General features: G+C 62.7%; 10 protein-coding genes. 3 read left to right on the top strand and 7 right to left on the bottom strand.

Translation table 11 applies throughout. The features are described from left to right. Nucleotides 1–117: 117 nt before the first annotated feature. From ACE3P0_RS01130 to ACE3P0_RS01105, 6 genes are all read right to left on the bottom strand, one after another. On the bottom strand, nt 118–2139 hold the full coding sequence (locus ACE3P0_RS01130) for a dipeptide ABC transporter ATP-binding protein (protein WP_374398985.1): 2022 nt from the start codon (nt 2137–2139) through the stop codon (nt 118–120). Then, nucleotides 2136–3584, bottom strand: coding sequence for an ABC transporter permease (locus ACE3P0_RS01125; RefSeq protein ID WP_374398983.1), 1449 nt, complete (start codon nt 3582–3584; stop codon nt 2136–2138). The genes ACE3P0_RS01130 and ACE3P0_RS01125 overlap by 4 nt, the downstream gene beginning before the upstream one ends. Next, the gene (locus tag ACE3P0_RS01120; protein ID WP_374398981.1) at nt 3581–4558 is read right to left on the bottom strand and encodes an ABC transporter permease; all 978 of its coding nucleotides are present in this window, start codon (nt 4556–4558) and stop codon (nt 3581–3583) included. The genes ACE3P0_RS01125 and ACE3P0_RS01120 overlap by 4 nt, the downstream gene beginning before the upstream one ends. Further along, entirely contained in the window at nt 4555–6759 is a 2205-nt protein-coding gene (locus ACE3P0_RS01115; protein ID WP_374398979.1) for an ABC transporter substrate-binding protein, read from the bottom strand. The genes ACE3P0_RS01120 and ACE3P0_RS01115 overlap by 4 nt, the downstream gene beginning before the upstream one ends. Before the next feature lie 507 nt (nt 6760–7266). After that, a complete protein-coding gene (locus ACE3P0_RS01110) occupies nt 7267–7746 on the bottom strand; it encodes a peptidylprolyl isomerase (protein WP_374398977.1) in 480 nt (159 codons plus the stop codon). Beyond that, nucleotides 7746–8165: a peroxiredoxin gene (locus ACE3P0_RS01105; RefSeq protein WP_374398975.1), complete on the bottom strand. Its 420-nt coding sequence runs from the start codon at nt 8163–8165 to the stop codon at nt 7746–7748. Before ACE3P0_RS01105 ends, ACE3P0_RS01110 begins: the two co-directional genes overlap by 1 nt. A gap of 202 nt (nt 8166–8367) precedes the next feature. On the opposite strand from ACE3P0_RS01105, the gene ACE3P0_RS01100 reads away from it, so the two are divergent. From ACE3P0_RS01100 to ACE3P0_RS01090, 3 genes are read left to right on the top strand one after another with little or no spacing between them, the layout of a single operon-like run. After that, a complete protein-coding gene (locus ACE3P0_RS01100; protein ID WP_374398974.1) occupies nt 8368–9363 on the top strand; it encodes a zinc-dependent alcohol dehydrogenase family protein in 996 nt (331 codons plus the stop codon). Between the two features lie 41 nt (nt 9364–9404). Further along, complete coding sequence (lexA, locus tag ACE3P0_RS01095) at nt 9405–10007, top strand: transcriptional repressor LexA (protein ID WP_374398972.1); 603 nt, start codon at nt 9405–9407, stop codon at nt 10005–10007. A gap of 9 nt (nt 10008–10016) precedes the next feature. Then, on the top strand, nt 10017–10601 hold the full coding sequence (locus tag ACE3P0_RS01090) for a hypothetical protein (protein WP_374398970.1): 585 nt from the start codon (nt 10017–10019) through the stop codon (nt 10599–10601). A 30-nt stretch (nt 10602–10631) separates the two neighbouring features. Here the strand turns inward: ACE3P0_RS01090 and ACE3P0_RS01085 are convergent, their stop codons facing one another. Continuing rightward, nucleotides 10632–11858 (bottom strand): methyltransferase, encoded by a 1227-nt coding sequence (locus tag ACE3P0_RS01085; protein WP_374398968.1) that lies wholly within the window; start codon nt 11856–11858, stop codon nt 10632–10634. Nucleotides 11859–11925: the final 67 nt, after the last annotated feature.

Below are 11925 nucleotides of genomic sequence, written 5' to 3'. Positions count from 1 at the left end.
ATGCAAGTCGCACGAGTGCGACGCAAATTGTCAAATTCGCCGACTGCCGCAAATTCTTGGCGCGAGCGCGGAAGAAGCAAGGCACTCAAAGAGGCCCTGCTTCAAAGCGATCGCGACTCAACGCGCGAAGTGGCAGGCCACCGTATGCGTCAACGAAAGCGCGACGCGCTCGGGGTAAGCCTGTCGGCACGCATCAGCAGCTTTCGGGCAGCGTGGGTGGAAATGACAGCCCTGTGGCGGATTCGACGGCGACGGCAGATCGCCCTTCAGCGGCGGCAGCCCATTTGCCTGCGAAGCGCTCAGATCAGCCCGCGGTACCGCCGCCAGCAGCGCCTGGGTGTAGGGGTGTCGCGGCGACTTGAGCACTTCCTCTGCGCTGCCCTGCTCCACGATGCGCCCCAGATACATCACCGCCACCTCATGCGCGAGATATTCGACGACGCCGATGTTGTGCGTGATGAACAAGTACGCGAGCCCGAGCTCCGCCTGCAATTCCTGCAAGAGATTGAGAATCTGCGCCTGCACCGACACATCCAGTGCAGAGGTGGGTTCGTCACACACGATCAGCTGTGGCGATACCGCCAGCGCACGTGCCACGGCAATCCGCTGGCGCTGCCCGCCAGAGAACTCATGCGGGTAGCGATCCGCCATCTCGGGCCGCAGGCCCACCAGACGCATGATCTCGAGGATGCGCTCGCGCCGCGCCGCCACATCACCACCAATTCCCAGGGCATCCATGCCCTCGTCGATGATCTCGGCCACGCGCAAGCGCGGATTCAGCGAGCCGAACGGATCCTGAAACACCATCTGCATCTTCGAGCGGATCGCGCGCAACGACTTGGCATCCAAAGCACCCAGATCGGCGCCACCAAGGCGTGCGCCGCCACCGGTCGGTTCGATCAGGCGCAGGATCGCCTTGCCCACGGTGGTCTTGCCGCAGCCCGATTCACCCACGAGTGCCAGCGTGCGCCCGGCACGCAAACTCAGGCTCACACCATCCACCGCCTTGACGTGGCCCACGGTGCGCTGGAACACGCCGCGCTTGATCGGGAAATGCACCTGCAACTGCTCAACCTCAAGCAGTGTCTCGCCGCTGCGTGTCGCCGGCTTCGCCGCTTGCTCGGCGGCGCCGGAACGCGATGCCAGCCGCCCGGTCTCAATTGCGTCGTACAGGTGGCAACGCACGCGCTGCCCCTCGCCGAGCTCATGCCATGAAGGTGCCTCACCACGGCAGCGGTCCCAGGCATGAGGGCAGCGCTCGGCAAAACGACAACCGATGAAGTCGGTGGTCAGCGGCGGTACAGATCCAGGAATCGTCGCAAGCTTGCCGGCTTGGCGATGCCCTTCCGGCAGCGCTTCGAACAGCTTCACCGAATAGGGGTGTGCCGGCTTGGTGAAGAAGCGCTCGCGCGGCGCCTCTTCAATAAGGTGGCCTGCGTACATCACGCCGATGCGGTGCGCCATCTTTGCGACTACGCCCAGATCGTGCGTGATCAGCATCATCGCCATACGCTGCTCGCGCTGCAGCGTAGCCATCAGGTCGAGCACCTGGGCCTGGATCGTCACATCCAGCGCGGTGGTCGGCTCATCGGCGATCAGCAGCTTCGGCTTACCGGCAAGCGCCATCGCGATCATCACGCGCTGCTTCATGCCGCCGGAGAACTGGAAGGGGTATTCGTTCAAACGGCGCTCGGGATCGGGGATGCCGACCTGTTTCATCAGCGCCACGGCCTCGGCGCGCGCAGCCTCGCCTTTCACGCCGCGGTGGATCGCCAGCACCTCGCCCAACTGCTGGCCAACCGTCAGCACTGCATTGAGGCTGGTGCCGGGCTCCTGGAAGATCATCGCCAGATCGCCACCGCGAACACGCCGCATCTGCGCTTCGGTGAGGCTGCAAAGGTCGCGGCCACCCATGCGCACCTCGCCGCCTGCAACGCGCCCGGCAGGTGGCAAAAGGCGCATCAGCGACAGCGCCGTCATCGACTTGCCGCAGCCGGATTCGCCAAGCAGGGCGAAGGTTTCGCCTGCGCGAATCTCGAAGGAAACGCGGTCGAGCGCGCGCACGACACCACGCTCGCTGTCGATGTGCATCGAAAGCTCGCGCAGCGCGAGCACGGTTTCTGCGGGGGCCTGATTCATTTTGCGGCTCCCAAGCGAAGGCGGCGGCGCGACGGTAGCGCGCGCGGATCGAATGCCTCGCGCACTGCGTCGGCAAACAGGTTGGCGGCCAGCACGAGGCTCACCATAAAGACGAAGGCGGCGCTGATCGACCACCAGATGAGCGGATCACGCGCGAGTTCGCCGCGCGCCTTGTTGATCATCATGCCGAAGCTGATCGAGGTCGGATCGACCCCCACGCCGACAAACGACAGCACGGCCTCGGCCAACACCAGGCCCGAGAAGTCCAGCACCACGGTGATCAGCACGATGTGAAAAGCATTCGGCAGGATGTGGCGCAGCATGATGCGCAGACTCGACACCCCGAAGCAGCGCGCCGCCTGCACATAATCAAGCTCGCGCAGCTTCAGCGTTTCGGCGCGAATCAAGCGGCACAGCGTGGTCCAGGAGATCGCGCCGATGATCGCGCACAGCGCGACGAGCTTGGCATCCGCACGCGAAGCGGCGGTCGCAAACAGCGCGCCGTTGCGTTCGATCAGCATCGTCATCATCAGCGAGGCGGCCGCAATCAACAGCACGTAGGGGATCGAGCTGATCACCGTGTAGACATACTGGATCGTGTCATCGACCCACCCGCGGTAGTAGCCAGCGGCAAGGCCAAGACCGATACCGAGCGGCAGCACAACCAAGGTCGCGAGCGTGCCGATCATCAGCGCGACGCGCATCGCCTTGAGGGTCTGGTAGAGCACGTCGTTGCCGGTCGCATCGGTACCGAACACATGGTAGTGGCCGGACAGCGTGCCAAGCACACCAGCCAAGACCAGCACGAACAGCAAAGCCCAGGCGAAGCCGTCCCACGCGATCTGGGTGCCGCCGCGCAGCACTTCGCGGGCCGCCTTTGTCAGCGTCCATTGATGGCTATGCGCTACGCCACGCACGATGGGCAGCATTGCTAAGAGCCACAACATGCCGCCGAGCGCCGCGCCACCGGCTGCACGCACTGCAATGTCGCCGGCGCGCTCCGCCGGGTCTTTGAGGTGCGCGCCGCCGAATTTGAGCCGCGGGTAGTCGCGGTATTGCTTGCCGTCCGGCGCTTCGAGCATCTGCTTTTCGAAGAAGTGCGTCGCGAACGGGGCCGAGTAGGTTTTCTCGCGGGTATCGCGCAGGGTGGTGAGCGCGACATCGAGCAGCGACAGCACCTCTACCGAGTACTGAACTTTGGTCTGCGGCACACCATCCGGTTGGTCGAGCGCCGGGCGGTAGTGGAAGGAATCGAGCACGGTCACCAGCAGGTATGCAAGCAGGATGACCAAAGCCGCCATCGCGCTGCGGTTGGCAAACACGGTGTGCCAGGCCCGGCGCAGATGCGCATGGCGAAAGGCGTATGCGACGCCAGCGGCGAGTGCCGCGAGCAGAACCGCGAACAGCACGTCCGACCAGAGGACAACGATCTGGAAATCTCTCATTGCAGTCGTACCCGCGGATCAACCAGGGTGTAGGAAAGGTCGGTGAGGATCAGGCCCAGGATGTAGAGCAAGGCACCGATGAACACCATGGCGCGGACGATGGCGAAGTCCTGCATCAGGATGGCCTCTATGGTGAAGCTCCCCAAGCCCGGAATGCCGAAGAAGGACTCGCTGATCAGGCTGCCGAGGAAGAGTGACGGGATCACCACCACGGTACCGGTGAGAATCGGGATCATCGCGTTCTTCAACACATGACGGAACAGCACCGCGCCCTCCGACAAGCCCTTGGCGCGTGCAGTGCGTACGTAGTCCTTACCGATCTCCTCGAGAAAAATCGCGCGGTACCAGCGCACGTTGGAGCCAAGACCCGCAATGACCCCCACCAGCACTGGCAGTGCGAGGAAGCGGATTGAATCAAGCCCGCCTTCGTAGCCCGAAATCGGCACCAGGTTCCAGGTCCGGGCGACGATGAACTGCCCCGCGATGATGTAGAACAGGCTGGAGATCGACATCAGCACCACGCAAGCGATCACCCCCGAGTAGTCGAGCCAGGTGCCGCGGAAGAACGCCAGCACCATCGCCGCCACGATCGCCACAAACAGCCCGACGATGAACACCGGCAAGGCGAGCGCGAGCGACGGCCACATGCGGGCATACAGCTCATGGTTGATGTCCCGGCCCAGATCGCTCTTGCCGAAGTCGAGCAGGAACATGCGGGCCGACTTCTGCACGAAGATCGTGTCGGTGAATTGCTTGGAACCCTGCGCGTTGTCGTTGTAGAACAAGGGCTTGTCGTAGCCGTGATCGGCCTTCCAGCGTTCGATCGCTTCCTGCGTCACGCGTTTCGCGCCCAGCTGCGCACGCGCCATGTCGTCAGGGCTGCTGACGACAAAGAACAACGCAAACACCAGCAGATTGACACCCAGCAGTGTGGGCAATGCCCACAGCAGGCGCCGGATCAGGTAGGCGATCATTGGGCAGCCTCCGAGCGGGCTGTTTGGGTTTCATGCCGCCGGTAGTGGCGCACGCCCAGTGCCGCGAGCGCTGCAATGGCTGCGAGCGCCAGCACCAGCGGCCACAATTGCGGGCGGTTCCACTGCGCCGAGAGCGCGTTGCGCTTCGCGACATCGAGCGAGAGGTACTTGCGGTTGGTGTGCAGCATGCGAACCGGCATCGAATTGCGCAGCCAGCTGTGCGACAGCTCGAAGGCCTCGTTGTGCCAGCCAGCCAGCACCGGCGCATCGCGCCGCACCAGATCGGCCATCTTGTCGATGATCGGCTGGCGGTCAGCGGTAACGTCCATGCCACGGAACTGCTCGAACAGTTTGTCGAACTCCGGGTTGTTGTAGTTCGTGACGTTCTCGCCCTGGAACTTCGCCTTGCTGTTCTTGCTGTAGAAGAGGAAGAGGAAGTTCTCCGGATCAGGGTAGTCGGCGTTCCAGCCCCAGAACGAAAGCTGCGCCGCGCCTTTGCGATGCATTTCCTGCCACCGGTTCCACTCCGTCAGGCGAGGCACCAACTGGATGTCGATGCGCTTCATCTGCTTGATGACGATCTCCAGTTGCTCGCGCTTGAATACGTCGTAAACATCGAGGTTGATGACCAGCGGCTCGCCGGTTTCCACGTCGCGCCCATTGGGATAACCAGCCTCAGCAAGCAAACGCTTCGCCTCGTCAATCGATCGCAGTTTCGGGCGCCCGTTCTTCCAGGTGAAAGCGTACGGGTTGATCCCCGCCTCGCCCGTCTTGTAGCCCGCGATCCCAGGCGGAATCGGCCCTTGCATCGGAATGCCAAGGCCGTTCTTCATGATCGACAGGTATTCCTCCATGTCGAACGCAATCGCCATCGCCTGGCGCACCTTGCGCGCGCGCTCACGCGCCTTGGGCGTCGCCCCGCCATCGCCGATGAGGGGATCGAGCATGTTCACGAAGAAGTATTCGGTGGCCGGCTCAATCTCGGTCTTCAGCGCAATGCCCTGCTTCTTCATCGCATCGGATAGCGAAAGGCCGCCGCCCTGCATCTGCAGCGCCGTATCAAAACTCGCCATCGTCTTGAAGCGGGTCGACGCATAGAAGTCGTAATAGCCCTGCAAGAACTTGTTCCAGAACGGCGTCGCCTCTTTCTCGTAGACGAACTTCACGCCGTCGATCATCGGCAGGCGCTTCCCGCAGTCATCGAGCAGGCCACGCTCCTTGTCGCCGGGCGCGCCCTCACAGGGGTAGGTCTGTTCGCGGAAATTCGGGTTCCGCTCCATCAGGATCTCGCGCAACGGGCGGTTTCGCGTGAGCATGAACGGCCCGGTGCCTATCGGCCACATGTCGAGCGTCAGTTCACGCTTGGCCATGCCCGGCTGAGCGTAGAACTTCTCGGCCTCCCACGGCATCGGCGCCGAGAACGGCATCGCAAGCCAGTAGATAAACTGCGGATACTTGCCCTTCAGGCGAATCCTCAGCGTGTGCGGATCAGGCGTCTCAACGCCAGCCAAAGGGTATTTGCGCAGATCGATCCAGCCATCCGGGTCCGCCTTTCCGGCCTTCACATCGGCTTCCAGCTGCGCAATCAGCTCATCAAAACCAAGGATCTGCTTGAATAGCTCAAGCGAGGGGGATTCCAGCTTCGGGCGCGCAATTCGCTTGATGCCGTAGGCAAAATCCTCCGACACGAGTTCGCGCGTACCAGTGAACTCGAAGTCCGTGATCTGCGTACGCCCACCCAGCTTGGCATCGTCCAGCCCTTCGTAACGCAACCTGCCTGCTCCGTCGCGCGCCAAGGCCGGATGGGGCTGAAAGCGCACCCCTGCTTTCAGCGGAATTTCATAGACGCTTTGCGCGATTTGAGCCGCAGGGGCATCGGCCGGTAGCGGCTGCCCCTGTTTGTCCAGATAGCTGACCTTCGGCATCGCGGCCGCGAGGCCCGGCTGCAGTTCGAACGGGCGTTTCAGGTAGTGGAATTCGAACAGCGTTTCGTAGATCGAATAGGTGAACCACGCCTCGTCTTCGACATACGACTGCACAGGGTCGAAATGCTTGGGCCGCGAGTTGAATTCCTCGTGCAGGAAAAGCTTGTCTCGCTCATCGGCCGGATACGGGCTGTTCCACACCGCATCACAGCCGCCCAGCATCAGCACCGCGCTCGCCAACAACGCGGCGAGGCACCCAAGCTTCTTCGTAATCATGACGACGCAGTCCATCGCGGTGCCGCCCCGGCATCAACAGGTATCCGAATCGCGCGGTTCCGCACCACGGCATCCAGCATCGGTTCAAGCATCAGACACGAATCCAGTAAAAGTATCGGGTTGAGCAGTATTCATGCCAAAGCAGGCACCCATCGATCCGGACACGCCAAGCCATCCACGTCTCGCGCAACACATCGAAAAAGGAGGCTGAGATGACGCAATATTCCGCCCATCGATGACCACAAACACAGGCCCGTTCGCAAGCGGAGCCTGCCCAACGCGGGCCTTCGTATCCGCCCCGCTTGGGCGGTTAAGCACCAGCGCGGTGCAGTCCACCCCACCTCTCGGCACTGCGCGGCGGACCTTACCGGGCCGCCGCGCAGTGCACTTGTTGCCAGGCGTCCGAAACTTTCCTGCTGGCGGCACAAAAGAAAACGGCATCCGGGCGCTGGCCCGAATGCCGTTTTTCTCTATGCAGCGCGCCCGGCATGCCGGGCACGTCAGCGATCAGTGCTGGTGACCGCCCGCACCGTGCACATGGCCATGCGAAATCTCTTCCGCCGTCGCCATGCGCACTTCCGCCACCGTCACGTCGAACACCAGCGCGGTGCCGGCCAGCGGGTGATTTCCATCAACCACCACCTTGCCTTCGGCGATGTCGGTCACGCGGAAGAGCATGTCCTCTTCGCCATCTTCACCGACGCGCTCGAACGCCATGCCAACCTCGATGTTGTCCGGGAACAGGTCCGCCGGCTCGATCATGACCAGGCTCTCGTCGTAATCGCCAAACGCATCTTCGGGCTGCAGCTTGACGACGACCTGCTCGCCGACCGACTTGCCGTGAAGCGCTTCTTCCAGGTGCGGGAAGATGGCGTCGTAACCACCATGCAGGTAGACCAGCGGGTTCTTGCCGTCGTCGATCATGTTGCCATCCGGATCATGTACGGTGTAGTTCAGGGTAACGACGGCGTTCTTTACGATTTCCATTAGTTGTTCCTTGCGATTTCTTTAACAAGCTTGAGTACTTCGGCTGCGTGCCCACGTAGCTGAACGTCATCGATGAGGTGACGCACAACACCGGCGCGATCGATCAGGACGGTCGTGCGACGCACGGTATCGCGCTCACAACCTTCACGTCGGTGCAGCACCCCATAGAGTCGGCACACTTCCAGGTCGGGATCGGACAGCAGGCGGATCGAAATCCCATGCTCATCGCGAAACGCGGCATGCGTCAGGCAATCGTCCGGGCTGATCCCGATGACGGCGGCCCCTTCGCGGAGGAAGTCGTCTTCGTGGTCGCTGAATTCAATCGCCTGCCGCGTACAGGCAGGTGTTCCATCACGAGGGTAGAAGCACAGCACGACCACGCCACGCTGCATCGCGTCACGCAGGTCGAAAGTCTCCATGTCCGCGTCGGGCAGCACGAAGTGCGGCGCAACGCAGCCCGGAGCCAATGCTGTGCCTCCCGGGTGTGGGCCGGATTCTACCGGAAGTCGATCTGCCCCGACGCCGCACTCCATGCCGCACCTCCTGCGCCATGCGCCCGCAAGTCCACTAGGATTAGATCAAGCCACGCTGCACCACAAGCATCCGCCACCAGGAGATCTCATGGTTCGCACGTCCCGCGCAATGCAACTGCAACACCCGAATCAGCCGCTCGTCGAAATCGAGCGCGCGCTGCCGCAGCCAGCATACGGCCAACTGCTCCTTCGCGTCGAAGCCTGTGGCGTTTGCCGCACCGACCTTCATCTGGTCGACGGCGAACTGCCGCACGCGCACACGCCCATCGTACCGGGACACGAGATCGTCGCGCGAGTGGAGGCTGTCGGAGCAGGCGTTGGTGACTTCAGCCGCGGCCAGCGCGTGGGCGTACCGTGGCTTGGCTGGACCTGCGGCCGCTGTGCGTATTGCGTGAGCGGCCGCGAGAATCTGTGCGACCAGGCGCGCTTCACCGGTTGCCAGATCGACGGCGGCTACGCCGAGCACTGCGTCGCCGACGCCCGCTACTGCTTCGCGCTCCCGGATGGAGTCGAGGCCGCATCGCTCGCCCCGCTGCTGTGTGCCGGCCTGATCGGATATCGCGCGCTGAGCATGGCCGGAAACGGATCACGCATCGGGCTTTACGGTTTCGGCGCCGCCGCACACATCGTTGCTCAGGTCGTCCGCCAACAGGGGCGCGAGGTCTATGCATTCACACGGCCGACCGACCTCGATAGCCAGCAGTTCGCCCGCTCGCTGGGCGCCACATGGGCGGGCGGTTCGGACGACACGCCACCCGAGCCGCTCGACGCTGCACTCATCTTCGCCCCGGTTGGCGCATTGGTCCCCACAGCGCTTGGCGCGCTGCGCAAAGGCGGGGTTGTGGTTTGCGCGGGCATCCACATGAGCGACATTCCCGGCTTCCCCTATGCCGCGCTCTGGGGCGAACGCCAGATCCGCTCGGTCGCCAACCTCACGCGCAACGACGGCACGGCATTCCTTGAGCTGGTGCGCCAACATCCGGTGCACACCGAAGTCACCCGCTTCCCGCTTGCGCGCGCGAACCATGCACTGGCGCAACTGCGCGCCGGTAGCCTGCAAGGCGCCGCTGTGCTGATCCCGTGAGTGCGCTTGCACTACACCGCGTTCTGTACAAAAATACAGTCATGACGCACGCATCCGACCTCACCCCACGCCAAGCTGAAATCCTCGACCTCATCCGGCGCACCGTTCGCACCGAAGGCCGACCGCCGACGCGCATCGAAATCTGTGAGGCATTCGGATTCCGTTCGCCAAATGCCGCAGAGGAACATCTGAAAGCGCTCGCCCGGAAAGGCGCGATCGCTATGGAAGAAGGACGCGCGCGCGGCATCCGCCTGCTCGAGGAAACCGGCCTACCGGTCGTCGGCCGAGTCGCCGCCGGTAGTCCGATTCTCGCCAGCGAGAATCTCGAGAAGCGCCTCGACATGGACCCGGCAATGTTCGCCCCGGCAGCAGACTACCTCCTGAGGGTCAAAGGCCTTTCGATGCGTGATGCGGGCATTCTGGATGGCGATCTGATCGCTGTGCATCGCACCCCTGACGCGCGCAACGGCCAGATTGTCGTTGCGCGGCTCGGTGACGACGTCACCGTGAAACGACTGGAGCGTCGCGGCGGCAAAATTCGCTTGCTGGCCGAAAACCCTGACTTCGCGCCAATCGATCCCCATCCCGACGAATTCGAACTTGAAGGCATTGTTGTGGGACTGATCCGCAACGGCGTTCATTGATATCTCACCGTGCAAGCCCCTATTGCAATCGTTAGCGGCGAGCAATTGCTTGCCCGTAGCAAACGTTTATTCCTGCTAACGCTGATCTTTGCGACACCTTCTGCGCTGCTTGCCTGGCAACTCGCACCGCTGTGGTCGCATATCGCAGCGCTTGATGGCGCGACTTTTCTCGGCGCTGCAACAGCCTTCGGGCTTGGGCTCATCGTCCTGCCACTTGGCGCTTTGATCTGTTTCGTCAGTGCGCTGTACTGGCGCGTCGAAAGCAACATCCGTCCGGGTCGCCAACGGCCTGCCAATACAGCCGACATCGTCAGTGCCTGTGCGGCGGTACTCGCCAGCTTGCTCCCCGCAGCATGGCCAGCATCGAAGGCCGCTCGGGCACTGATCACCGGTAGCATCACGATCCGCCAGCCGATCGAGCATCACTTCAGTATCGCCAGCGACCCGCTGGTGTTCTGGGAGAACGTCACGTACTGGTTACTCGCCAGCGTCGCTTTGGCTGCCCTCTCGGCGTACTTCTGGCGCTCGCGCTGGCTCGCCTATCGACAGCGCGACATTGTAAGCAAGAGTGAAAGCACTGCCCCGCGGCGCTGACTGCGCACGCCCATCAGTTACCCCGCCAACTCATGCGGGCGCCGTCGCCCTCAACATCAGATTGCGCGGCGTCAGCTTGCGGTCGCAGAACACACCAAGCGACACGTCAAAACCGTGCGAAATCAGCGGCTCCGCGAGATCGCACACCAACCAAAGTTCAAGCAGACGACGGAACGCAAGCCGCACCACCGAGCGCCGCATCATCAGTTCAAATCGACGCTCGCCTTGTTGTAGCAAATCCGCCAAGGCTCGAGACGGAGGACTCGCGAAACCTTCTCGTTCGCAGAGCCGCGAAATGAATTCAGCGAACGGCTGCGACAGCCAGGCTGAAGGCACTGGCTTGAAAGTCTGATAGCCCGCCGCCGTCTGCGTCTCACGCCACGCCACAAACGCGAGCTTCCATTGGGCTGCACGGTCGCGTTCTCGCACACCTCGCCCCGGTGCTGTCACGGTTTCTGTGACCGCAAGGTGCAAGTCATCGCGCGACAACTCCAAACGTGAGGATGTGCAAAAGGGTTGGTATCGCGCCTCACGTAGGCGGTAATAACAGCAGGGCGAAACAGCGAGTCCCGCAGAGCCTTGCGTCGTCGCAGCGACGACTAGGTCGCGATGCAGATCACCGCAGGCATGCAAGGCCATCACGTGACGCCCGGACACCAGTTTCGCAGCATCGCGGGAGAAGGCATCGGCCACGACAAACGCTTGCGTGCTCGCGCCAGCGCGGGACGCAAGCGCTTCACCTGCACGACATAGCTCTGCGTCAATCTCCAGCGATGTCACCGACACACCGTGCGTCAAGCTGAACAAGCGCCCCAGATGCCCCTTGCCGGCGCACCACTCGAGGACGGGGTCTTTCAGACTCGCGGTCGCCGCGGCAAAGGCTTCGATCTGCGCCCGCTTCCTGCCTGGCACGCCCCACGCGGAACGCAGTGACGACCCCACGGTCTCTCGCGGAAGAGCCGGCACGTCGAGCAAATCAGCGCCGTAGCCGGGAACCGCCACGCGATCCCCCAACCACTCGACCAGGGCCCGGTTATCATCGAGCAACGCGCCAAGCCTCTCCGCAGGCATACGTTGCAGCGCGTCGTCCAAATCCGGATAGTCATTCACCCATTGCGGGCGCTCAACGCGGAACGGCATTTCGCGCCAAAAGGGCTGAGATGCCAGCAACACCGACTCAAGAAGATCGTGCCGAAGCGCAATTGCTTCGTTCGAAAGAGCTTTCACCAAGGCTTCCAGCAATTCATATACCTGCATCAACCGCCCTTCATTGCGGCCGTGACAGGGTTAAGGGTTAAGCACAGACCTCCGATATAATCCCGGG

This window comes from Niveibacterium sp. (genome assembly GCF_041909475.1).
Classification (GTDB): domain Bacteria; phylum Pseudomonadota; class Gammaproteobacteria; order Burkholderiales; family Rhodocyclaceae; genus Niveibacterium.
This window is presented reverse-complemented; position numbering and strand designations above follow the sequence as displayed.